At 53.7% G+C, this 25097-nt stretch carries 15 protein-coding genes and 1 tRNA gene; 4 read left to right on the plus strand and 12 right to left on the minus strand.

Translation table 11 applies throughout. The annotated features are described in order from the left end of the window. Positions 1-174: 174 nt before the first annotated feature. Positions 175-810, plus strand: coding sequence for an HAD-IA family hydrolase (locus ACS5NO_RS22140; protein ID WP_439417159.1), 636 nt, complete (start codon positions 175-177; stop codon positions 808-810). Between the two features lie 11 nt (positions 811-821). Here the strand turns inward: ACS5NO_RS22140 and ACS5NO_RS22145 are convergent, their stop codons facing one another. The 6 genes from ACS5NO_RS22145 to ACS5NO_RS22170 form a co-directional block, all read right to left on the minus strand. Continuing rightward, positions 822-4049 carry a DUF7948 domain-containing protein gene (locus ACS5NO_RS22145; RefSeq protein ID WP_439417160.1) on the minus strand — a complete coding sequence of 1076 codons (3228 nt, stop codon included), beginning with the start codon at positions 4047-4049 and terminating at the stop codon, positions 822-824. Positions 4050-4304: 255 nt separating this feature from the next. After that, complete coding sequence (locus tag ACS5NO_RS22150; protein ID WP_439417161.1) at positions 4305-4919, minus strand: ABC transporter ATP-binding protein; 615 nt, start codon at positions 4917-4919, stop codon at positions 4305-4307. Positions 4920-5034: 115 nt separating this feature from the next. Next, a complete protein-coding gene (gene lpxA / locus ACS5NO_RS22155; RefSeq protein ID WP_114407409.1) occupies positions 5035-5829 on the minus strand; it encodes an acyl-ACP--UDP-N-acetylglucosamine O-acyltransferase in 795 nt (264 codons plus the stop codon). Positions 5830-5928: 99 nt separating this feature from the next. Next, positions 5929-7323: a bifunctional UDP-3-O-[3-hydroxymyristoyl] N-acetylglucosamine deacetylase/3-hydroxyacyl-ACP dehydratase gene (locus ACS5NO_RS22160; protein ID WP_138991204.1), complete on the minus strand. Its 1395-nt coding sequence runs from the start codon at positions 7321-7323 to the stop codon at positions 5929-5931. A 75-nt stretch (positions 7324-7398) separates the two neighbouring features. Further along, entirely contained in the window at positions 7399-8430 is a 1032-nt protein-coding gene (gene lpxD / locus ACS5NO_RS22165) for a UDP-3-O-(3-hydroxymyristoyl)glucosamine N-acyltransferase (RefSeq protein WP_439417162.1), read from the minus strand. Positions 8431-8504: 74 nt separating this feature from the next. Then, positions 8505-9779, minus strand: coding sequence for an HD domain-containing protein (locus ACS5NO_RS22170; protein ID WP_439417163.1), 1275 nt, complete (start codon positions 9777-9779; stop codon positions 8505-8507). A 174-nt stretch (positions 9780-9953) separates the two neighbouring features. Here ACS5NO_RS22170 and ACS5NO_RS22175 point away from each other — a divergent pair. Further along, positions 9954-10027 (plus strand) — tRNA-Ile (locus tag ACS5NO_RS22175). A gap of 190 nt (positions 10028-10217) precedes the next feature. Here ACS5NO_RS22175 and ACS5NO_RS22180 read toward each other — a convergent pair. The 5 genes from ACS5NO_RS22180 to ACS5NO_RS22200 all read right to left on the minus strand — a co-directional run bounded on the left by ACS5NO_RS22180 (position 10218) and on the right by ACS5NO_RS22200 (position 18295). Next, complete coding sequence (locus tag ACS5NO_RS22180) at positions 10218-10769, minus strand: hypothetical protein (protein ID WP_439417164.1); 552 nt, start codon at positions 10767-10769, stop codon at positions 10218-10220. 65 nt (positions 10770-10834) lie between these two features. Beyond that, complete coding sequence (locus ACS5NO_RS22185; protein WP_439417165.1) at positions 10835-12640, minus strand: T9SS type A sorting domain-containing protein; 1806 nt, start codon at positions 12638-12640, stop codon at positions 10835-10837. A 23-nt stretch (positions 12641-12663) separates the two neighbouring features. Further along, positions 12664-13959: a hypothetical protein gene (locus tag ACS5NO_RS22190; protein ID WP_439417166.1), complete on the minus strand. Its 1296-nt coding sequence runs from the start codon at positions 13957-13959 to the stop codon at positions 12664-12666. 118 nt (positions 13960-14077) lie between these two features. After that, positions 14078-14800 (minus strand): hypothetical protein, encoded by a 723-nt coding sequence (locus ACS5NO_RS22195; RefSeq protein ID WP_439417167.1) that lies wholly within the window; start codon positions 14798-14800, stop codon positions 14078-14080. 204 nt (positions 14801-15004) lie between these two features. Next, positions 15005-18295, minus strand: a complete 3291-nt coding sequence (locus ACS5NO_RS22200) for an ATP-binding protein (RefSeq protein WP_439417168.1) — start codon at positions 18293-18295, stop codon at positions 15005-15007. A 196-nt stretch (positions 18296-18491) separates the two neighbouring features. Here ACS5NO_RS22200 and ACS5NO_RS22205 point away from each other — a divergent pair, with 196 nt between their 5' ends. Continuing rightward, positions 18492-19367, plus strand: coding sequence for a DUF808 domain-containing protein (locus ACS5NO_RS22205; RefSeq protein WP_439417169.1), 876 nt, complete (start codon positions 18492-18494; stop codon positions 19365-19367). A 63-nt stretch (positions 19368-19430) separates the two neighbouring features. On the opposite strand, the gene ACS5NO_RS22210 is transcribed toward ACS5NO_RS22205, so the two are convergent. Continuing rightward, positions 19431-20594, minus strand: coding sequence for a glycoside hydrolase family 43 protein (locus ACS5NO_RS22210; protein ID WP_439417170.1), 1164 nt, complete (start codon positions 20592-20594; stop codon positions 19431-19433). Positions 20595-21069: 475 nt separating this feature from the next. Here ACS5NO_RS22210 and ACS5NO_RS22215 point away from each other — a divergent pair, with 475 nt between their 5' ends. After that, positions 21070-24972, plus strand: coding sequence for a hybrid sensor histidine kinase/response regulator transcription factor (locus ACS5NO_RS22215; RefSeq protein ID WP_439417171.1), 3903 nt, complete (start codon positions 21070-21072; stop codon positions 24970-24972). The last annotated feature ends 125 nt before the right edge of the window (positions 24973-25097 follow it).

Genomic DNA, 25097 nt, shown 5'->3' on the forward strand with positions numbered 1-25097 from the left:
CGGAAGTGCTCCCCCTACGCGGTTTTGAAAAAAAGTTTTTAGTTGGAAAAAAAGTTGGGGAAGAGCGGATGGAAAAACCACTTATCGGCCTGACCTTTGGGAGTTTCTCTTGAACAAGTTCCCATCCAGAGTGCCTTTCAGGACTTTAAACCGGCAAGTAAAACAACAATGACGATGAACTATAAACTGGTTATTTTCGATTTCGATGGCACGCTGGCCGATTCGTTCCCCTATTTTTTGAAAACGGTAAATGTGCTGGCGGAAACCTACCATTTTCCGCCCATCGATCCCGACAATGTCGATCAGCTCCGGGGCATGGACGCCCGGCAATTGATGAAAAACGCCCGGCTGCCCGCCTGGAAAATCCCGCTCATTGCCAATGCCTTTATTCGCCAAATGGGCAAAGACATTGCGCAAATTCCGTTGTTTGATGGGGTTCCTGAGCTGTTAAAGCAGTTGTCGAATGTGGGCGTCCGACTCGCCATCGTCAGTTCGAATTCGGAAGAGAACATCCGCCGGGTGCTGGGCCCCGACACCGCAGCTCTCATCACGCACTACGGCTGTGGCAGCTCGCTGTTCGGAAAACAGCACAAATTCCGAAAAGCCCTGGCGAAGGTGGGCGTTCAGCCCGGCGAAGCGCTTTGCGTGGGTGATGAAGTCCGGGACCTGGAAGCTGCAAAAGAAGCCGGTATTGCCTTCGGTGGCGTTGCCTGGGGCTACACCCGCGCCGATGTACTGGAAGCCTACGCCGAAAGTACGGTTTTTTATACCGTACAGGACATCGTCAACACCGTGGTCTCAGAGGGGTAAGGGGCAGGCGTTTATTCCAGCACTTCGACCCACCCTTTGCACTGCGTTCCCCGCTGCGTCGTCAGCAGGTAATAATACAGGCCACCCGGAGCTTCATTGCCCCAGGTGTTTGTGTAGTTCTCACTGCGGTAAATCAGTTTACCCCAGCGGTTAAAAATCTCCAGCTTTGCCCCCGTGAACCCCACGTTGAAGACATCATTTTTCCCGTCGTGGTTGGCCGTTACGACGTTGGGAACCTCACTCATGTTTTCGATGATAACCGGCAGATTGAGCGCCAGACTGCACCCGTTTTTGGAGGATGTCACCGTAATTTCATACTGCCCGGATTGCGGATATTGATACGGCTCGGGCGAATTGGTCCGCAACGTGTCACCATTGCCCATCGCCCACGCCAGGCCGGTGGCTCCCGTCGTTTTGTTGACCAGTTCCACTTTCATGGGCCGCCCGCATTCCGAACTGAGCCGAACCTCGGCAACGGGCCGGAAGGAATCATCGGTGGTAATCGTCACATTTTTGGTGGTCGAACACCCGTTTTCGTTCGTGATCTTTACGGAATAGGTGGTGGTTTGGGTGGGATTCACCACCGGATTTCCCACCGTCGCCGTGGTCATTCCCTGCGTGGGCGTCCAGGCGTAGGTGGCGCCACCCTCCGCCAGCAGTTGAACCGGCTGCCCCGGACAAATTGTGGTGTCTTTGCTGATCTTGAAATTGGCGGGAAACACTTTAATCACCTTTTTGGCAACATCGACCCGCTTGCAGGTCAGGCGGTTATAGGCCGTCAACGTAACCGTGTATTCGCCCGGTTTATCAAACGTGTGGCTCACCTGCGCCGGGTTGGTCGAGGTGCCGGTATCGCCAAAATCCCACGCGTAGGTAATCCCGCCTTCGCTGGTGTTGACGAAATTGAGTGTCAACGGCGTACATCCCTGAATGACGTCTTTCTGCGTTCCCTGATAGGCATCGAAGGTGGCTTTCAGCCGGTCGATGTCAAATTTGAAGGCCGCATTGTTGCAGTTGGGGCTTTTGTTGGTTGTTGACCACACCTGGGCCGTCGCCGGAAAAGTCGTTCCTCCGCAGGCACAGGCCGCGTGATAGATGACCCCACTTTTGTCGAACCGGCTGGTTCCGCCATCGACGTGATCACCGCGTCCGACCGGGTTTTCACTACCGAAATAGGTGGCATACAAAAGCGATTTTCCGCCCTGCTCCAGCAACGCCAGCCAGAAATTGCTGCCATCGGTCGTCCGTCGGAAGGCATCCGCCGTGACGGGCAACCCACGCGTACTGCTGTTGACGTTGGCACTCCGGACGTTCACGTTGCCACCCCAGCCCGACAAATAAATGTTACCGCATTCGTTCACCAGAAAAGCCGTCGGAGAGATATCCGGCCCCACCCGACCGGAACCGATGACGGTCGAAAAGACGGTTTTTGACAGCGTGGGGTCGAGCGCGTGAATGAACTGCCCGCTGCGGGCGTTTTGATACACACTATCCGTTACTGCATACGTCCCCCGGGTTAGGCCAAAAACGTGCGGATTTTCCTGCGGGTCGAGGTCGATCAGATAGGCAGCATCGTCGGCGGTGGTGCCCAGGTAGGTGCTTCGTTCAAGCTGGTTGTTGGTATATTTGACCAGAAAACCGTCTTCCCTACCGCCAATGGCCGGTTTGAAGGCACCGGCAATACCGGGCAAATCCGCACTCCGGGTCGTCCCGACGGCATACAACGACCCCGACGCGCCGATTCGCAACGCGTAGGCGACGTCGTAACCACTTCCGCCAAAATATGTACTCCAACGCAACTGGCTTAAATCCGGACTCAGTTGCAGCAAAACCGCATCGGCCGGGCCATTGAGCCTCGGCTGAGGAGCGTTGGCCGTTACCGGAAAATCAGCGGAAAACGACACCGTGGCCACGTAGACATTGTCGTTTTGATCGACCATGATTTCACCCCGCAGGTCGTCTCCATAATTGTAGATGCCCAGGTACTGATCGGCCACATTGATGCCGTCGTTCGCCGAACCGCCGACGTACGTACTGCTTTTCAGGGTCCGGCCGTCGGTGCTGAGGTTGGCTAAAAACAAATCGGTTCCGGTTCGGAAGTAGATGGTTCCGAAAAGACTGCCCGGTTCGGGCAAACCATTCCCGATGGGAATATACCCCGTCCCACCCGCAAACTTCCGGCTGTAGGCCGATGCGGTCGTCGGAAAATTAGCCGAAGAAGTGACTCCGTAAATTAATAGTTCGTTTTTACTGTTCACAATCAGGCTGTTAGGCGTTTCTCCGGTCGCTCCGCCCAGGTAGGTTGCATACAGCAATTGCTTGCCGTCCGGACTGAATTTCATAATCGCCACGTCCATTTCGGCCCCATACCGGGTTTGAAACGCGCCGGTGGTGGGCACAAAACTGGTGCCGTACACGGTTCCGGCGGTGTAGAGATTGCCATCGTTGTCGTAGGTGGCCGTATGCCCCCAGTTGTCGCTAACCGAGCCGGAATAGGTCGAAAAAATCAGGGTCGGATCGATGGTGAGCGGCTGCTGTTTGTCGTAGCCATTGGGAAAACGAAACGTGGCGGTTTTATCTTCCAGCACCCAATCCGCCGGAACCTCCGTGGTTTTGTTGTTTTTTTCGGTAAACGAATACGGTTTTTCTTCCCGAAAGGGCAAAAGAGTGGTTTCAATAACCAATTGCCCCTTTTCCGAACGAACCGACGACGCCCCGTCATACCGCAGCCGGATCACCGACGGATCGGCACCCGGTTTTACCAGAAACTCGTACTTCATAGTCTGGTAATAGGCAAACAGCCGCAGGTCGATTCCTGGATAAATGTCGTGGTAAATGATTTCGCCAAAAGCCGGAACGGCGCTCGCCCAGCGGTTGGCGTCATTCCCCAAAAAATAATTATGGTGTTCGGAAACGCGGTTTTTGCTTTCAATTTGGGCCGTGGGCAGACTGTTTTGCAGTTGTACATCCACGCCGTGGGCATTCACCAGCGGTTCGGCGCGTTCGGAGGGCGCTGCCGTTCGGGAGGCAGGCTGGTTAACCGGCCCCGCGTGAAGCCGGTCCAGGGTTTCGGTATCGTAAAAAACGTAGTGGAGCGACTGCTTTTTCAGGAACAGAAAACCGCCCGGTAATTCGGCCCGGAACAGCACTTCCGGCGACCACTGGCCTTTGTTCTGCACAAACCGTACGGCCCCGCCCGGAGCCTCAGCAAAGGCGGAAGAGAGCAGTCCCAAAAACACGAAAAACAAAGCGAAAGTAAATGTTCTGCACATAGACCGGCGACATCAGTAAAGAATTTCAAGATAATCATTTTAGAGGAAGGAAGTGAGAGTCGGGACAAGAGATAAAACCGGTATAGAACCTTCTTTCCTCTCTAATCTATCCTCTCTCCTCTTAGTAACCATGACTCCATAACGACGCGAAGAGTTGCAACTGTATGTTGCCGAGAGGCTGTTTTGAGGGACAGTTTAAGCCGTCAGCAAACCTGGGAAGAATTACTTCCAGCGGCTGATGTCGATGACGTTGGGGCAGAAATCGTATTCGTCGGGCTGGTTGGAGCCAATCAAAACCAGTTGGTCGGAAAGCAGCCTTACGCGCTCCCGGTACCAGGCGACGCCCTGTTTATCGAGGTTGGAGGTGGGTTCATCCAGGATCACGATGGCGGCTTCGGAGTAGAACGCCAGTCCCAGTTTCACCCGCTGCTTCATGCCCGACGAAAACGCTTTGATTTCCTTGTTTCGGGCGTGGCTCAGGTACATCAGTTCGCAAAGCTGGTCGGGCGTAAGCTGGTTTTTGAAGGGTTTGAAAGCCTGGTGGAATGTCAGCAATTCGAGGAGCGTCAATTCTTCAATCAATTCGAGGTACGGAGCGGCTACCACCAGGTGGCGGAACCAGTCGTCAATCTCGACCGGTTTTTCCTGAACCGTATAGTGTATGGTACCTTCCGAAGCGGGCAAAACGCCGGCGAGGGTCTGGAGCAGGGTCGATTTCCCGCTGCCGTTGGGACCGACGAAGGTATAGCTGTTTCCGGCCCGCATCGTCAGATCAACGTTCCGGAAAATCCACTCGCGCCGGAAGCGCTTGCTGAGTCGTTCGGTGGTGATTTGCATAGATTTCAAACAAAAAATAACGAATAGCAAATAATGAATAGCGAATAACGAAATCTGGTTACTGGAGACTTCGATATTCAGTATTCAATATTCAGTGTTCGTTATTCAATTCTTCTTACTCTCCCACTTCCCGCCCCGACGGGCCTTTCATGATGCCGCGTTCGGAGTTGCGGATGAAGTTGACGATTTCGTCGCGTTCGTCGGAAGGAGGCAGTTCCAGGTCGATGCGGGTGAGGGCTTCGGCGTTGTTCAAACCACGCAGGTAGACATACCGGTAAATCTCCTGAATCTGGTTGATTTGCTCGTTGGTATAGCCGCGCCGACGCAGCCCCACGGAGTTGATCCCGGCGTAGGTAATCGGTTCACGGGCGGCTTTGGAAAACGGCGGAACGTCTTTCCGAACCAGCGATCCACCCGAAATGAAGGAATGAATCCCGATTTTGGCGAACTGGTGTACCGCACTGAACGCGCTGATGATCGCCCAGTCGCCGAGCTGAACATGGCCCGCCATCTGAACGGTATTGCCAATGAGGCAGTGGTTTCCAATCCGGCAATCGTGCGCGACGTGCGCATAGGCCATGATCAGGCAATCGCTGCCAATTTCGGTCCGGCGGTGTTCTTCGGTTCCCCGGCTCACCGTGGCATACTCCCGAATGGTGGTATTATCGCCCACGAAGGTGAGCGTATATTCGCCCTTGAATTTCAGATCCTGGGGAATGGCCGAAATGACGACCCCCGGATAAATGCGACAGTTTTTGCCGATGCGGGCGCCCTCATTTATGACGGCATGGGAGCCGATCCATGTTCCTTCACCGATTTCGACATCTTTATGGATGATTGCAAATGGCTCGATAACAACGTTTTGAGCAATTTTAGAATCAGGATGGATGTATGCAAGTGGTTGAATCATTCAACTTCGTGGTTTAACGTTTTCGGTTTAACGTCTTCCGTTTAAAGCGGGGCGTTGGAATGGAACGCGTCCTTAAACGTTGAAATTCAAACCTTAAACCTATTTTTTCTTAACAAGACTGGCGATCATTTCGGCTTCGCAGACAAGTTGCCCGGCGACGTATCCCCGGCCGGACATTTTGACGATCCCCCGCTTCATGGGCGAGATAAATTCACAACGAAAAATCAGCGTATCGCCCGGAACGACATTCCGGCGAAAACGGCAGTTTTCGATACCGATCAGGTAAGGCCAGTAGTTCTCCGGATCCGGAACGGTGCTCAGCACCAGAATTCCGCCGGTTTGGGCCATCGACTCAAGTTGCAATACACCCGGCATCACCGGATTTCCCGGAAAATGCCCCATAAAATATTGCTCATTCATGGTTACGTTCTTCACGCCAACGACGCTGGTTTCGTCCAGGGCGATGATTTTGTCGATCATCTGGAACGGGTAGCGGTGTGGGAGCAGGCTGGCGATTTTGTGAAAATCATACACCGGCGGTTGAGTCGGGTCGTAGGCCGGGCTCGTGTTCGCGGCATTTTTCTGCATCAACTTCTTGATCTTCTTGGCAAAAGCCACATTGGCCGCGTGGCCGGGCCGGGCCGCCAGAATCTGCGCCTTGATGGGCCGCCCCACCAGGGCCAGGTCGCCAACGAGGTCGAGCAGCTTATGGCGGGCCATTTCATTCGGGTAATGCAGATCGAGGTTATTCAGGATTCCTTCTTTTTTATTGACGCTAACTTTCGGTTTGTTCAGGAGGTCGGCCAGGTAATCCAGCTCGCCTTCGCGCACATCCCGGTCGACAATAACGATGGCGTTGGTCAGATCACCACCCTTGATCAGATTCTGTTTGTAGAGCATTTCCAGTTCGTGCAGAAACACAAACGTCCGGCACATCGCGATCTGCGACGAGAACTGGCTGATGTCGTTCAGAAATGCGTGCTGGCTCGTGATGACCCGTGAATTGTAGTCCACCATGACGGTGAGCCGGTAATCATTGAGCGGCAAAGCGGCAATTTCAATGTCTTTTTCGGAATTCTTGTAATGAACGTATTCGTTGATTTCGAAATAGTTACGGTACGCATTCTGTTCTTCAATACCGGCATCCTGCAAGGCTTCGATGAACTTGATCGAACTGCCGTCCATGATGGGCGGTTCGGGGCCGTCGAGCTGAATCAGAATATTATCGAGTTGCAACCCGACCAGCGAGGCCAGGGCATGCTCGACGGTATGAATCCGCGCGCCGTTTTGCTCCAGGGTGGTGCCGCGGGACAAATCGACCACATTATCGACATCCGCATCGACAATCGGCTGACCCGGCAAATCGACGCGTTGAAACTTGTAACCGTGATGGGCGGGTGCGGGCAGGAACGTCATCGTTGCCGTAACGCCTGTATGCAACCCCACACCTGAGACCGATACCGATTTTTGAATTGTTTGCTGTTTGGTATTCATTCCGTAAGCTTCTGACCAGAAGACTATTATCGTCACTTCATAACGGACATTCCGTAGAAAACCGTTCGTTTGTAACTACTGATTGTTTAGTTTATTTTCTAACACCCCGATTCGTTTTTCGAGTGACGGCAACCGTTGAAAAACAATCGACGATCGCAAGCTGTCTTTGACATCGAAAGCGGGCATGCCATTGAGCGACAATCCCTCCTCTTTCACGGATTTGGTAACACCCGACCGACCGCCCACTTTCGTGCGGTTGGCCAGAACAATATGACCGGTGATACCGCTTTGTCCGCCAATGACGCAGTTTTCGCCAATTTTAGCGGAACCGGCAATGCCACACTGGGCCGCAATAACCGTGTTTCGGCCAATTTCAACGTTGTGTCCCACCTGGATCAGGTTGTCAAGCTTGACGCCTTTCCGGATGATGGTGGAACCCACCGTGGCGCAATCGATGGTGGTGTTGGCCCCAATGCTGACGTTGTCCTCAATGATGACGTTGCCCAACTGCGGAATTGCCCGGTAGCTTCCGTCGGGTTCGGGGGCGAATCCGAAGCCTTCGCTACCAATCACCGCGTTCGGTTTAATGACGCAATGCTGACCAATTACGGTATTGTCGATGATTCGTGCACCGGCATGAATGATCGTGTTGTCTCCGATGGTAACGTTGTTACCAATATAGGCCTGTGGGTAGATTTTGACATTGCTGCCAATCAGGCAATTTTCTCCAATGTACGAAAAAGCCCCGCGGTAGACCCGGTCACCGATCCGGCTGGTTTCGGCCATAAAGGAAGGTTGCTCCACGCCAATTTTTTCTGTGGGCTGGAGCCGGTTTACGTGCTCCAGTAACTTGGTAAAAGCGGAATAGGAGTTATCTACGAAAATTAAGGTCGCCTGAACGGGTTGCCGGGGTTGAAAAGACTGATTGACAATGACGGCTGACGCGGCTGTTGTATACAGATACTGTTCGTATTTCAGATTCGCTAAAAAAGAGATGCTGCCTTCCTTACCCTCTTCTATTTTGGACAGTTGACTGATTTTCAGAGATTCATTCCCATCAACTGTACCGCCGAGCAGGGCAGCAATCTGCTTCACTGTAAATTCCATAGAGTTGACGTCGTCGTCGTTGGGGCTATGTAAGACTCGGATATTTGTGCCGCTAAGGTAGAGAACAAATTGAACTATACCAACCGAACCGGTTGCCGGGTCAGGTTTTTCGCCCAGCAGAGGTAGTATCGCCTGACCATATTGGTCAGGGCTTTAATACCGGGCAGATCGGACGCATCGGCAATGTCAATAATACGATCATCTTTCAGCTTGATATTTATATTATCGATAGACGGTAAATAGGCGGAATTAGTGGCAACGCCTTCGACCAGAAAATAGGACAATTCATCCTGCTGAATTCCGGCTTCCAACAATTGCTGCTCAATTTCGCGCACCAGATCCCCGGCAAAAGGCTGGTCCGACAGAATGATTTTAAACAGCCGCCGGTCGAGCAGCATCTGGCAAAGCGTAGACAAAACCCGGTCGGGATGCCGGCTCCAGAATTTGACCGACGTCCAGATGTCGTAATCGTCCAGTTGCGTAAACGCGTTCAGGTAGTCCGGATTCTGTTGAAAGTCTTCCATCGTGATCGGTTTTGACAGAAACGTGTGCAGGGCGGGGGTCGTAAAAACCGCCGTTTCGCGGTTCTGACCCGACCCGGTTTGTGTCAGCAAAAACCGCGCCCGTCGGATAATCTGCACCAGCATCGACTCGGCGCAGAGTGACGTTTTGTGCAGATACACCTGCCAGTACATGAGCCGCCGGGAACTCAGAAAGTTTTCGATGCTCAGAATTCCCTTGGCTTCCACCACCAGATGGTCGTCGACGAGATCGAGCATTTTGATGATGCGATCCGCGCCGATGGTTCCTTCGGCCACGCCCGTGTAGAAACAGTCACGGTTGAGGTAATCCATCCGATCCATGTCCAACTGACTGGAAATCAACTGGTGGAAAAACGGCCGGGGGTAGGTCCCCTCGAACATCTGAATGGCGATCGACAGGCCACCATGGAATTGCCGGTTTAGTTCTTCCATCAGCAGCAGCGACAGCCGCTCGTGTGGAATGCCTTGCAGGATGGTGTATTCCAGGACGTGGGAAAACGGCCCATGGCCGATGTCGTGCAGCAGAATGGCGATTTGGGCGGCATCACATTCCGGTTCCGAAATCCGGTGGCCTTTGCCGCGCAGGGTCTGAATGGCCTGCCCCATCAGGTGCATGGCGCCCAGGGCGTGGTGAAACCGGGTGTGCAAGGCCCCGGGATACACCAGTTCCGACAGCCCCAGTTGCTTGATCCGCCGGAGCCGCTGAAAATACGGGTGCTCGACCAGATCGAAGGTCAACTCGTTCGGGATGGTGATAAACCCGTAGACGGGGTCATTCAGGATCTTTTTTTTGTTCTGGGAAGCCAAATGGAATGGAACCGGTTTACAGACAAATATACGCCAAAATGGAGTAGAGTGTTGCACGACACCAGCGAGACCATCCAATCGGGCGACTTTTGTAATTACGATTTGAAGCGGAAGTCGATTTTTGTATATTTGCAGACGCTTTGCCCCAGGGTCGAAGCCCCGGTTTTCCGGTGCGGGCCTATAGCTCATTCGGTTAGAGCAACTGACTCATAATCAGTAGGTGCTTGGTTCGATTCCAAGTGGGCCCACGAACTACTACTTTTTCCCAAAAAAACCCCGAAATCAGGCTGATTTCGGGGTTTTTTGTTTCCAAATAATTTTCCACCCAATTTTTCCGAATTCTGTCCCAATGGAACACCTTCAGAACCTAAGCCAGAAAATAATTATCGGGGTCGGAAACTCGATGGCTTCACTTCCAGGGTTACGATGCAGTCAGGATCAAAGCACCTCCGCCGTGAGCGCAGCCGTTAACTTCAGAATCAGCGGGAGCAGTACTTTAGCCTTCATTTCAGCATCACTACCGCTGTACATGACAGCGGTGCTCTGGTGCGACAACTCGTCGGCGTGTTTGACCTTTCCGGTAGCCACCTCAACGAGCCGGGTTTTGAGCGTGGCGGAGCCTTTCGAGTCATATTCGTCAACCGTTCCCGTCAGCACGTAACTTACCCGGAGTTGCTTACCGACCCGCACCGCAGCGGCCGTCGAAGCTCCATTCACCGCCGTCAGGTCGGCCTGCGACGCTTCCCGCGTGTGCCGGACGTCCACAACGTGAATCCGGTTGGTTTTCATCATTCTGAACGCAATGCTGGCCTGGAGCTGCCGCCTGGCTTCTGGCGACATCACCGCTACGTTTGGGCCGGGCGTAAATTCGACCACGGCCACCTGCGCCTTGCCTGTTCGTTTCGCCAACTCTTCCGGTGGAGTCTGAGCGAGTGCAACACCTGTCAGGGTAACCCCTAAAAAAACTACTGCAATCAAGTTATTCATCATTCGCTTCATGTCGTAAATAGTTTGTGATTTTGGAATTGAACATTAATCGAAACCTGCCAAACGGCTTACTTTTTCAGCACTTTGGTCGTGAAGGTCTGGTTTCCGTAGTTTACCTTCACTATATATAGCCCTGCCGGAACCGACATTCCGTTTTGGTCAGTGCCGTCCCATTGCACCCCATTTTGGCCGGATGCGGCATTGTTCGGCGTGAATGTAGCGACGGGTACGCCAGCCGTGTTGACGATACGCACCGATACAGGCCCTCCCTCCGCAAACGGGTACTTGATTTCGGTCTGTTCCCGGAACGGATTGGGGTAAACCCGCACCTTCTCAGCCGTTTCCGAACTTTCGAGCCGCGAGTGGGCACCCGAGGCTTCGATCATCGCCACGTTTCGGGCAACGGATGACTCAGCCGACTTGCGTGCCCCCCCATTCGACGAACCGATGACAACCTTACCCACGGGTGCCCGCAGCGTCAGGGGCCGGTTAAACGTAACCGCCCCCGAATACGTACCCCTGGCGATGTACACCGTATAATCATTGGGCGCGTGCTGAGCCGCCTGCTGCGCGGTGCGGTAGGGTTTATCAATTTGGCCGTTGGGCTGGTCGCTTACGCCTTCCTGGTCAAGATAGGCCGATTTTTCGGTAAAGAACCGGGCCACGCCATTCCGAAAACCGTCGGCCTGGAAGCCGACGCCAAAGCCTGGATCGTTTCCACCGAGGTCGTTATGAACCCCGATGGCCACGTTGGAACCTTGATAAACAACCGGAGCACCCTCGTGACTCGCTTTAAACGACGGCATGTTGTACAGCACGAACAGGTCGCGGTCGGCTACGCCAAAGGGGTTCGCCAGGTAGTCGTTCTGTTTCAGCAGGGATGTCTGCGTCAGGCGGAGCGTTCGGAACGTGGTATTTCCTTCTAACTGGTCAGCGTGGCCGTTCCCGTAGTGAAACACATCGACCGGCACGTCACCCATCGCATCAATGGTGTAGTTGCTCGGGTTGGTGGCGATGCGGAAGTGCTCCTGTTGGCGTTCGCCCGGCCGTAGCCTCGTGCCGTTCGGAAGTGCCTCCAGAACGGCCCAATTCGCTCTGATAAATGATGTACCGAGTGCAGAGCCCTTAAAGGCAAACGTTTCGAAGCCATCTTTATTCCGGCTTTTTATTGGGTACTGATCCTGAGGGGCTGGATGTTGGACCGTCATACCCGTAGAGGCTGGTACGTTGAATTCAATCACATCATACCCTTCTTTTTCTGCTTTCCAGACCATGAGCATAACCGTAACAATTGCCCCGTTGGGTGCAATCCAGCCCGTGCCGTACGCATCTGTTCCGTTGGTAAACCGGCCTACCGCTTTGGCATGTGGGTACGTTACAGGCGAAACCTCAGCCAGTGTCGCCGACTGTCGCGCTGCTGGCTGCGAAGCCGCAACCGGGCGGGCCTTGTTGGTCAGGCTGGCCGGTTCACCGCTTACCTTCATGCCGCTGATACTGACCGTGTTTCTATCACCGGCAGCCGCAAACAGCGAGACGTTCACTGATTGGCCGTTGAAGTATGCCGAGCTATAGTGCCAGTTTTCCAGGTCCGGCTTTCTCAGTTCCTGCCGGGTGCCATCGGTGCCTTCCAGCACCAGATAGCTGCCGTCGCCCAGTTGCGTTCCCGTGAAATACAGCCGAAGAAACGTCGTGTTGGGCTGAGTTATCTGAGTCAGAAACCGGAGCTGTTCGCTGCCTGATGAATCGCGGCCTGACGTGGCCCGGTCCGGCGTCCCGGCCTGATACCGGAACGAATGCGGTACCAATTTCTGGGCCACCGCCGAAACGCTGAACAGGCAGGCCAGACCAAAGAGAATGGGATTGATTGCTTTCATCGCTGCTGCTGGTTTAACGTATCTTACTGAAGACTAACCAGTACTAACACCAGGCCCGTGCCCGTTTCCAATGACGTCATCGCTTTGCCAAGGATGGCTCCCTGGGCCTTCCCGGAGTCGGTCGATTTCATGGCGTGGCCGGTCGTGGGCGAGGTCGTGAGCAGATCACCCGGCCGGATGGCCCCGTACTGTGCATCGACCCGGCAATAAACGCGTCCCGTCAGCGCCACCGGATGCTGCCCACTGGCCAGCGTACCGGCCTGCCCCATCAACATCCCCGGCTGCACGTCGCCCGCTCCGCTCACAATACCCGCCACCGTTTTGTCGTACGCCTGCCGGGCCACCCGCAGTTGCCCCGGTTTATTGGGGTCGATACTGACCACCGTACCCGGCAGCAGCTTTTCGCCCGCTTCGATGTCGAAGTGTTCGGCCAGATCGGACCCGCCGGTAATTTCAAGCACTTTGGTCGAGGTGGTTCCGTTGACATGCAGGGTTTTGGAGGGCGTTGTCAGGCCAATGCCTACGTTCCCGGCGGGCGTAATTACCATCGTCGCATCGTCGGAACTGGCCGTTTTGGAGAACACCAGTTTACCCGCCCCGGCACTCCAGGAGTTGTTGGCCACCCCAATCCGCCAGGCCGTTCCGCCCGCACCGGGGTTGATAAGCTTGAGCTGCATATCGGTTTCCGAGGACACGCTCAGCCGGGCTTCGTTATCGGTCGTACCGACTTTCACCTTGCCCCCGCCGTTGGCGAGGTGGACGTTCTGTTCCGAATCGTTGTTAATGTACAGCGGATCGCTGCTTTCGATCTGGTTGCCGTCGAGGGCCAGCATGTGGATGTTGTCGCCCACCTTCGAATGCAGACGTAGGGCACCGTCAACCACTGAATTACCCGATTTGGTGACGTTTTTTCCATAGATGGTGAATTCGACCGGGTTGTCGAGGTTGATACCCAGCCGGGCCATGTCGGGAGACAAACCAAACAGCAGGTCACTGTTGTGCCGGATGCGGAAGTGGTTTTCGTTATTGATGGACCAGGTATTGGTCGTGGCGTTGTTGGCGGTTCTCCGCAGTTCGATGCCGGCCGTCTGGCTACCGAGGGAGGCCCCGCCCAGGGAACTAACCCGTAGATAGGTATCGGATGTGCTATGAATGTCCAGGTTCCGACTAGGATTTGATAAACCGATTCCAATTTTGGTCGGCGGGTTGACGTACACGTTGCCGTTTTGTGTCGACCATTGGGCCAGAACTTGATTGGGGCTGAACAGAAGGCCCGCAAGGCACACGGCTGTTAGAAGGTGTGCAAAATAGTTACGCATGATTTTGAGAAATTAATGGTTAAAGAGTAACGAATAGAGGACATAACTTCCCCAACCCGGTGCAGGGGTCTGCTCCGGTAACAACATAGTACATTGTGAGGGAAGCGGTTAGGCCGAATCAGTCGTTCGGCACGGCCAGATACACCTCGATGATACGGGGCGTCATGGAGACGATTCGGATGCCGCCGTAGCGGTTCGGGATCATCGGTGAAGACAAGTTCATTACCTTAAACAGGAATACATCGCCCTGCTGATAGACTGGAGGCTCCTGACTGTTATCCACCCAGTTGTTTTCGAAAAGGGCTGGCCGCTCTTTTACCCAGTGTTCGAGACTCTTTACCGAAATATCAGTCTTGTTGAACCAGGTGATTTCCATCTGATCGCTACCGTTAAACGAATAGATCAGTTCGTCCCACAGCGTACTGGACATTTCCAGTTGGGCGTTGTGGTACAGGTTGAAATGGGTCTTGTACGTGTTGGAGGCCGATTGGGCATTCAGGTAATCGAAACTGTTGAGTGCGCCGTTGGATAGCGTAAAGACCGTTGGAATCTTGTTGGGGTCAGTACCGGCCGGATAGTTCGGCCACTCAATCCGCCAGGTGTGGCACTTGGTGTGAGCCCACAGATCATAGTCTGGAATAAACGTTTTCCTGGTAATGGTTGGGTACGGCAGCGATTGCCCCCCCGGATTGGTTTTGACACCGCCGATCCCTTCTGACTCAGGGTTAGCAACTTTGCCGGTTGAGGTTAGCATCTCCTGCCGCTCAATGAAGCTTTCTTCGCAGCCGCAAAGTGTCACCAGACACAAGGCGAAGACGGTTACTACGTTTACTTTTTGCATTTTAGTTGGTGTGGAAAAAAGAAAAATCGGTTTGCCTACTGCTTACAGGTGATTCGGCCGATACCTTACGGCAACAAAGGTAGCGCAGGCCCTCATCGCGGGACTAACACGCATTTCCCAGAAAATAGCACGGATGTAACATAGAGTCAATACCGACCCTATACCATTAACAATCAGAACATTACAAGTAAACACCGAAAGGATTTATGCTTTTTGTTTCGCAAATTCGGAGGGTAGCCTTCCAAACTGCTCTTTAAAACACCTGGTGAAGTAGGAAAGATGTTGGAAACCCGACAGATAAGCGGCCTCGGCAATCTGAATACCGGGTTGTTGCAGGAGGTCAGCAGCCCGCTGCAGCCGAATAGATCGGATAAAATCGGAGGCCGACTGGTCGGTGAGCGCTTTCAGTTTCCGGTGTAACTGCATCCGGCTCATGCCCATTTCCCGCTGAAGCAATTCCACACTGAACGCTTCGTCGGTCATGTGTTCATCAATAATTTGGATGGCTTTTTCCAGAAACTCGGCTTCCCGGTCGCGGATGGGTGTTCCGGAAGGTTGCAGCCTCACCTCCCGGCTGTACTTTTTGCGCAACAGATCGCGCTGGGTCAGCAGGCTGTTGATGCGGGTCACCAGTTCGTCCAGGGCAAAAGGCTTCGCTAAATACTGCTCAGCCCCGCCCTCAAAACCTTCTTTCCGGGAATCGACGTCATCTTTTGCCGTTAGCAGGATCACCGGAATGTGGCTGGTCAAGTCGTCTTCTTTCAAGTGGCGGGTCATCGAAAAACCGTCCATCACCGGCATCATCACATCGGAAATGATCAGGTCCGGAACCACCCGGCGCGCCACTTGCAGTCCTTCGTCGCCCCGCATGGCCTGCACAACCCGGAAGCGGTCGGCAAGTTGCTGACGGAGGTAATGGTTCAACTCGGGATGGTCTTCGACCAGCAGGAGCATGGGCTTGTCTTCCGCGCTGACGTCGGCCTGTTCTTCCTCCATCAACGGGTCGGGCGTAGTCATGGCTATGCCAGGAGACTGACCGACAGGCGTAAGGAATGCGACCCCGTCCAATCCGTCAGCTTCCTGCACGATATCGGCTTTTATCGGCAGCCAGACCGCAAACGTACTGCCCGAATCGGGTCGGCTTTTCACCTCAATGGAGCCTTTGTAGAGTTCGACCAGTTCTTTGGTCAAGGCCAGCCCCAGACCGCTCCCCTCGAAGGCCCGCGTTTGCGAGGGGTCGATCTGATAGAAGCGGTCAAATATGCGGTTTTGCAGCGATTCGGGAATACCGATGCCCGTGTCGCGAACGGTCAGTCGAAGGCCGGTCTCCGGTTCGACCTCGGCCCGCAGCATGACCTGCCCGCCCGATGGGGTGAACTTAATGGCGTTGGACAATAAATTGTACACAATCATTTCGAGCTTATCGCGGTCGAAAGTGGCCACCCAGTCGGTGTTGGGAAGGTCGATCTGGTAGTGCAGGTTTTTGGATTCGGCCATCGGCTGAAAATACCGGGCGGTCTGTCCCAGGAAGCCGACTAAATTACCCCGTTGCCGGCTCAGGGTAAGCATCCCCATTTCGGCTTTGGCCAGATCGAGCAGTTGGTTCACCAATCGAAGTAATCGGTTGGCGTTACGCTCCATCATTTGAGTTTCTTCCGGGCTGATGGCCTGCCGTTTTTGGAGCGGAGCCAGAATTAGATGGAGCGGGGTACGGAATTCGTGCGAGATGTTGGCAAAAAACTGCGACTTGACGCGATCCATTTGCTTGCTGTAATCCGCTTCGAGTTGCAGGATTCGGGCCTTTTTTGCCTCTTCATCCGCGATGGCCTGGGCAATTTTACTGCTACAGATAGCCGCAATGGTTTGCAAAGCATCCAGATGATGCTCCTTAAAAAAGCCTTTTTCGGGATGCTCCGAGTCAATGACGCCAATGACCTTGTTTTGCAACAGCAGCGGTACGGCCAATTCAGCGTAGCGCATCTCGTCGTCCAGTACGTAGCGCGGATCCTGGGTGGTGTCGGTTACGATTTCCGGTTTCCCCGTCCGTGCGACACTCCCCACAATGCCTTTGCCCAGCGGAATCACCAGCGGATCCAGAATGGAATACGCTTCCGGGTTTTTGTTGCCGTAAGCGGCTTTCTGAACCAGAGCCGTTTGCTCGTCATTGAGCAAATAGATCACGCAATCGACAAAGCCCAGGCGGGCAATGCAGTTTTTAGCCACATCCCACAGGATTTCATCCACCGTATTTTTGCCGTAGAGCGAGCTGGCGAAGTAGTTAATGGTTTCATCGATATCCTGCCGGAGCTGCAGGTTCTTCGAAAGCTGGTATTGCTGGTTTTCCAGCGAAAGTTTTACGTTGCGCTGCCGGAGTTTATACCGATTGAAGAGCAGGTAGCCAATCAATCCTGCCAACAGTACGAAGGCGATTAGTGCTGCAATCAGCGTACGCTGCTGGCTTAGTGACGCCTGCTGAGCCTCCAGGCGAAGTTTTTGCAAATTCAGTTCGCGGTCTTTCTGTTCGGCCTGATACCGGCCCTGCACGTCTGCGATCTGCCGGGACAGTTCTGCTGACTGCAAACTGTCGGTCAGGTATTGGTACTGCTTTTGGGCCATCACGGCTTCCCGGGATTTTCCCAACACGCCGTAAATCAAGGGCAAATTGGCCAGGGCCAGTTGCTGCAGACTTTTGGATTCGATTCGTTCGGCAATAGCCAGCGCCCGCTGCGAATACTGCAAGGCTTGCTGAAAATCGCCCATGTCCCTGAACAACAGTGCCAAATCCACGTAGGAGCCGCCGATGTTCAGTTGGTTGTTGTTCTTCAGGTCGATAGTCAGCGATTTGTTGTAGAATTCGAGCGCTTTGCCAAACTCCCTGCGAATGCGGTAAATTCTCGCCAGGTTATGAAACGTATTGCCCATCGCCTGAACATCCCGCCGGGCCGTCTGGATGTTCAGGGCCTTCAAGGCGGCTTGCAAGGACCGATCGTAGTCTTTTTTGTCGAAGTACACGTTTCCCAGGTTGCCGTAAATGGCTCCGAGCATAGCCGTGTCTTGCCGCGCTTCCGCGATTTTTTGGGCTTGCAGGTTCGCTTCAATACTCGCGTCGTACAGTTTCAGATAGCGGTTGATGACGCCCACGGCGATGTACGTGCGGCAAACGTCCCGTTGCTCGCCCAGCTTGTGGAAAATCGAAAGCCCGGCTTTAGCCGCATCGAGGGCACTGACGTAGTCGTCCCGTTCGGCGTGGATGCGGGCCAGCCATTGATACGCTTTTCCTTCGGATAAAGTCAGCTGTTTTTTTTGCGCCAGCACCAGGGCGGTTTTCGCGGCAACTAGCGCTTTTTCAGGCTGGGAAGAGGTGAGTTGTTCGGCCCGGTCGAGGTACCGATCGATGCTATCCTGAACAGCATTGGGCTGAGCCGATAACGAACCAGCTCCTGATCGATAGAGAACATAGAGCAGTAATAAAAAGCGCAAAGCCGTGGTTCTCATCGAACACCGTAGTTAAAGTCTGCCGATGATCGAAAGATAGGAAGTTTTTACAACAGGTCCGGAATTGGTTTAGCAACCGGCAGAAAGCTGGTGACCTCAATCCCAAACAATCAGATAATGGATGCAGGCGGTACTTTAGAGGCAATCTATCTCTATCTTTCAGCCGTAAAAAGTTTTCGTATAATTCACTCGACAAATGGCCTCTGGTTTTTTTGCAATTTTAGATGATATTGCTGCCTTAATGGATGATGTTGCTTTAGCAACAAAAATAGCCACCCGCAAGACTGCCGGTATATTGGGAGACGATCTGGCGGTAAACGCAGAAAAGGCGACGGGATTTCTGGCCGACAGAGAATTGCCCATCCTGTGGTCTATTACGAAAGGCTCATTCATTAATAAACTCATTATTGTTCCGATTGCCCTGCTGCTGAATGCATTCTTTCCGGTCGCCATCACCTTCATCCTGCTGCTGGGCGGTTGCTACCTGGCCTATGAAGGGGGCGAAAAAATAATCGACTACTTTGGCAAAAAAAAGGCACCCAAACACCAGGTGACCCCGGATGACCAGCAAGCCACTCCTCCTGTCGACCAGGAAAAAGTCAAAGTAAAATCCGCCATAACGACGGATTTTATCCTTTCCGTAGAAATTGTCATCATTGCGCTGGGGTCGGTTGCCGGACAACCCTCCATGATACAGATTTTGACGGTATCCGTGGTGGCCCTGCTGGCGACGGTTGGCGTCTATGGCCTGGTAGCGCTCATTGTCCGAATGGATGATGCCGGCTACAGGTTGATCAAACGGTCGAACCATACGGGTTTCCTTTCCAAACTGGGCCATGTGCTGGTTGGCGCGCTACCAATTATCGTCCGGATTTTAAGCGTGGTAGGGACGTTGGCTCTTCTGCTGGTTGCGGGCGGAATATTTGTGCATAACATCCACTTCCTGCACACCTTATTTCCGAACCTTCCGGCCACCCTGAAAGAATTTGGGGTTGGATTGGTGGTTGGATTGGTGCTGGCCGGCCTTGTGGCCGTTTTCAAGTCGCTTCGGGGTTCTTCTAAAGAAGAATAAGTTCGATCGGCGTCTACGGTTTGTCGGTTTTGGGTCGGGGCCGCCCAAAAAAGGCTAATGCGTTTACTCTTTTAACGACTTTGCTACGCCGGAAGGGCGTTTCTGGGGCGTCGTGGTAGGCCCGAAAATGGTTATTTTTCCGTCTTTCACCGCCATGCGGTCGATACAAACCACGCGCTCACCCCCGGTTTTGGCCGTTCTGGCGTGGTATACGCAAAACATCTCCCGTCCGTCCGGCGAGTAGGCGATGCTGTTGTGACCAGTGCCCGTAACCGAACCTCCCTGATCGGTATTTTTCTGCAATACCGGATTGTTGTCTGCTTTTTTGAAAGGACCCAGGGGGGATTTGGATGTGGCATAACCAATGGCATAAAACTGACCGCCGAAATGGTTGGCCGAATACATCATGTAATACGTATCGTCTTTTTTAAACGTAACGGAGCCCTCCGTCCAGCGACGGTTTACTTCGCGGGCCGTAACCGAGCGGCTTTCCCATTCGGCCTGCTTGTCGCTCAGGCTGACCGGGGGACGCAGCAACAAAACCGGTTCGCCAATGACACCGGAAAAATCCGGTTTGAGTTCAACCCCATACACCCAGCTTTCTTCAATCTCCTCGTACCACCCTTTTTTTCGGGCCAAATCGGCCACTTCGCTCTTGACCGGGTGCTTATAGCAGCAACGCGAATAATAGAGATAGACTTTTCCATTCGGATCAAAAAACACATTGGCATCGATGATGGGATACCCCGGATCAAAAACGGGCTGGTCAGCCAGATCGATGAAAGGCCCCGTAGGTTTGTCGGCAACGGCCACGCCGATCCGGAAATTTTCCACTTCCCGCGTGGGGTTTACCTTCCATTGCGCACTGTAAAAGAGGTAAAATTTCCCCTTCACCTCGTAGACCTCAGGGGCCCAGTACGCCCCGCCCCAACTGGCTTTGGGATCACTCCAGCCATTTTTGTTCGTATGAAAATACACCTGCCCCTCGGCTTTCCAGGAAACCATATCGTTTGACGAATAAGCGGCAAACCCCTTCTCCGCTCCACCGCCCGTACCGTACATATAATAGGTACCCTGGGTGTATAAAATGTAAGGGTCTCCAAACTGGATCGGCAGGGGATTGGAAAAAGTAGCTTTTGCCGGGCCATCGACCGGGGCCGTCTGTGCCCGCGCAGCGCGGATAAAGGAAGTACTGAGGAGAAGGAGCAGGAGGAGTACGGGTTTCATGGAATTGATCTTTTGACACAAGCCGGGACCTGATGACCGATTACCGGATCGTGCATTTCTTCATGCAAACCGGAAAGCACGAAGGTAAACGGTAAATCTAACATTCCATAAACGCCCCGTTAGCTTTGGGCTCAGACAACCTGTGCGCGCAGCAAACTATCTTGCTGCGCGGAGCGTATATATTGACGATTCCGCGTGTTGTTGTCAGCTTAAAAAGCAACCAATTTGTTCTTTTGCGTACGCACTAAAAAGTACAGCGTCGAGCAAAAATGACGGCCGACCAGCGAACCCGATTTTCCAGAATCGCTCCGTTCCTACAACGTTCAGTAAAAAGTACGTCTACGAATGGTAACATATCGAAAAAGTATCCTTATTTCGTGGTGAGGGCAATTCAAAGGTGTGAATGAAACAGATTGACAGTCACTTGATCCTGTTGTGGTTGATTTGGGGATGGTTGTTCAATCCCTGTTCTTTCGTGCTTGCGCAACCTCAAAAACTACCCGCGCCCAAGTTCATTACCGACCGGCAAGGGTTACCCCAGGCTTTTGTACCGTCCATTGTACAGGACCAAAAGGGGTTTATCTGGATGGCAACCCGCGACGGTCTGGCCCGCTACGATGGCAGTCAGTTCAAAGTGTTCCAGCCTGATCCGAACCGGCGCCCTTCCCTTTCATTTGCCGGGATTACCAAACTGAAAGTGGATCCCAACGGAAAGATCTGGATTGCCTCAGAGCGACAGGACCTCGATGTATTCGATCCGGTTACCGAACAGTTTACCAACTTTTCGCAGCAACCGGCTTTTGTAAAACTGTTTGGAAAAAGCGGGATCGGCGACTTCTGTTTCGACCGCCGGGGCGAGCGGCTGTGGGTCGTCCGTTCCAACACCGGTTTGGTCTCGTTCAACCTGCGTACGCAAAAAGCTACCTTGTTTCGTCACCAGCCCAACCAGCCCAACTCCCTTTCCTCCGATGTGATTGGCTTCGTGCAGTCGACGCCGGAGGATGATCTGTGGGTCTTTACCAGCAAGGGAATTGATTATTTTAACCACCGTTCACAGTCCTTTCTTCGGCATGTCTACCAACCCGGTAAAGCCAGTTGGATGCCCGAAGCGTATTTAAACGGGTTATACCTGCGGCCCAATGGCGACCTCGTCGTTGCCTTCCACCACCACATTACGGTTTTCGAGACCGCTACGCATCAGGCCCGCAGCTATCCGATTCCGCCTTTGGAAAATGAGCTGTTCAATACCTACTTCGCTGCCGATCAGAAGGGAACGATTTACTTTGCCCGCGACAATAAGTTATTTTGCTTTACCGATGCCGAAGGCCCCCGCTTGCTCCGCTCCGGGAACGAGAATGGCCCCATCAATTACCGCAGCATCTTTATCGACCAATCGAATGTGTTGTGGCTTGGAACTGCGGGCAACGGCATTCAGAAGTATGACTTACGGCTCAGTCCGTTTGAAACCGCAACCTACCAAACCGGTTTTGTGAAGGATCTGTTGAACAACGGATGGCTTGCTTTACCACCCGATCAGATCCCCCCGCTCGACCCGTCTTTGTCCAACTACAACTTTCGCCATACCTTCGATGGACAGGGGCGGCTCTGGTACAATGTTGGAAGCTCTGATCTGTACCGGATTGATCTCAAGGCCCGGAAATCCGAAAAAATTCCCTTTCCCGTCCGTTTTAAAAACATTGCCATCGGCGAACGGCTCTGCCCGCTGACCACCGACCGTCAGGGCCAGGTGTGGGCGTTTCTGGATTCCACGGCGTATCGGTATGACGAATCACCAGGCCGGTGGACCCGCTTCCCATACGCCATCAGGAAGACGACCTTGATGTTCACCGTCGATGATGAGGCCTTGTGGCTGGCGACACCGAGCGAAGGACTGGTTCGGGTCGACCGCAAAACCGGTCGACTAACCAGCTATAAAAACAATCCCGACAACCCGAACTCCCTGAGCAGCGACAATCTGTTGTGCCTGGCCACCGACCCCGACCAACCCGATCGGCTCTGGATCGGCACCTTCGGCAGCGGAGCCTGTCTATTCGACAAAAAAACCGGCTTGAGCCAACGGTTGTCCGTAGCCAACGGTCTGCCCAACAACGTCATTTACTCCGTCATTCCCGATCAAAAAGGGCAGGTCTGGATGGGAACGAACAAAGGGATTTGTAAAATTCAACGCCGGACCCTGGCGACCCAGACCTACACGACCGAAGATGGCATCCTGGCCGATGAGTTCAACCGATACCATTTTCTGCATCTGCCAAATGACCGCATCCTGATGGGTGGTCTGGAGGGCATTACGGCGTTCTATCCGGGCCACATCCGCCCGGATTCGTTTCAGCCCGCAACCGAGATCACCACCCTTTCCATCAACAATAAACCGGTCGTTCCCGGCCCGGATTCTCCCTTGGGCGAGTTACCCGTTCAGGCCATCCACGAACTGCGTTTACCCGACAACCAGAACTTCCTGACCATCGGTTTTGCGGCTTTGCAATTCAACAAACACGACAAAAACCGATATCGCTATCAACTGGTGGGCCTGGACCCCACCTGGGTTGAAAGCCAGCGGCCCGAAGCGGTTTTTACGGATTTAAGGCCCGGCACCTATACCCTGCGCCTGAATGCAACCAATTTATCCGGCATCTGGAGTTCCAGGATCCGAACCCTGCAAATTGTCGTTCACCCGCCGTGGTGGGCCACCTGGTGGGCGTACGCTTTCTACATTATCGCTGTGGCCGGGATTGCCTACGGCCTGTTTCAGAATTACGTCAACCGGCTCAAGATGCAGCAATCGATGGCGCTGAAGGAACACGAAGCCGCCAAGCTCCGGGAGCTGGATGCGATGAAAACCCGGTTTTTTGCCAACATCACCCACGAGTTCAGAACGCCCCTGACACTAATTCTGTCGCCCGCCGAACAGCTGCTGCAACAGTCACTCGAACCCGGAATCCAGCGCCGGGTCTCGATCATGGAGACCCAGGCGCGTCATTTGCTGCGACTGATCAACCAGTTGATGGACTTCTCCAAGCTGGAAGCCCACCTCATGACCGTCAACGAGTCGCTGGGTGACATAGGCCAGTGTGTGGATCAATGGCTGTTGCCGTTTCGGGAACAGGCGTCAGCACTGGGCATCGATTTGATCTTCGAAAATGCGTTGCGGTCCCATTATTGGTTCGATTCTGACAAGCTCGAACCGATCGTCTATAACCTGGTGTCAAATGCCCTGAAGTTTACGCCGGAAGGCGGTCAGGTGCGGGTTCATATTCGCCCCCTGCAAGAAAAGCAGGAAGGGGTCGAGCTTGCGGTGAGTGATACAGGTATTGGCATCCCCCCCGTCAGCATCCCATTGATTTTCAACCGGTATTATCAGGCAGAACCGGGACCGGGGAATCTGCCAAACCGACCATCGGGGACGGGCATTGGGCTATCGTTGGTCAAAGAACTGGTGGAAAGCCAGCAGGGGCAGATCACGGTGGAGAGCCGGGAAGGATTGGGCACGCTCTTCCGGGTCTGGTTGCCGGTTCGAATGGCTCAACCAACCGAAAAGGGCCGATTGACCGATGAGGAACCGGCAATCCCTTCCAATGAAAACGGGCAGGACGAGCGGGTTCGGGTTTTGGTCGTGGAAGACAATGCCGAACTGGCGCAGTTTATCACCGAGAGCCTGCCAGCCGGGTATGAAGTGGATCAGGCCCGCAACGGACAGGACGGGTTGAATCTGGCCTTCGAACGGATGCCGGATGTCATCATCAGTGATGTGATGATGCCGGTGATGGATGGTTACATGCTGTGTGACCACCTGAAAAGTGACCTTCGGACCAGCCACATTCCGGTGGTGCTGCTGACGGCAAAGGTCGCCTATGAAGATCGAATCGAAGGGTTGACGCGGGGAGCGGATGCGTACCTGACCAAACCGTTCCACGTACAGGAGTTACAGTTGCAGGTGCGGAATCTGCTGGAGAACCAGCGTCGGCTGCGGGAGCAACTACAGGCCGGGTTGACGCACCCCGAACTCCCGCAACCGATTCCGGCGCCAGCACCCGTCGATCCGTTGCTGGCCGGCATCACCCAGCTCATTGAAACCAATCTGGATAACGCAGCTTTTCGGGTCGAAGACATCGAAAAGTACACGAACCTGAGCCGGATGAGCCTGTACCGGAAGATGAAAGCAGTGACCGGGGTGACGCCCGGTGACTTTATTCGGGTACACCGGCTGAAGCGGTCGGTTCAGTTGTTGAAGGAGGGAAAAGCGGTATCGGAGACGGCCTATCTGGTGGGCTTTGATTCCCCGGCGCATTTCACCAAGATGTTTCGGCAACACTACCAGGTGACCCCGAGGGAGTATCAGGCAAAGGTCAAATTGGGATAGCAAAGGCGCTACGCAACTATCCCAATTTTAACCCCATGAGGTTGGTTTTTGGGGATTGATGTCCATTTTTTGATCCGTGGGAAGATTGTTATAGGAATTGGGAAAATTGCGATAGTCAGTTTGTG

It is taken from the genome of Larkinella fluvii (assembly GCF_051857545.1).
Classification (GTDB): Bacteria; Bacteroidota; Bacteroidia; order Cytophagales; family Spirosomataceae; genus Larkinella.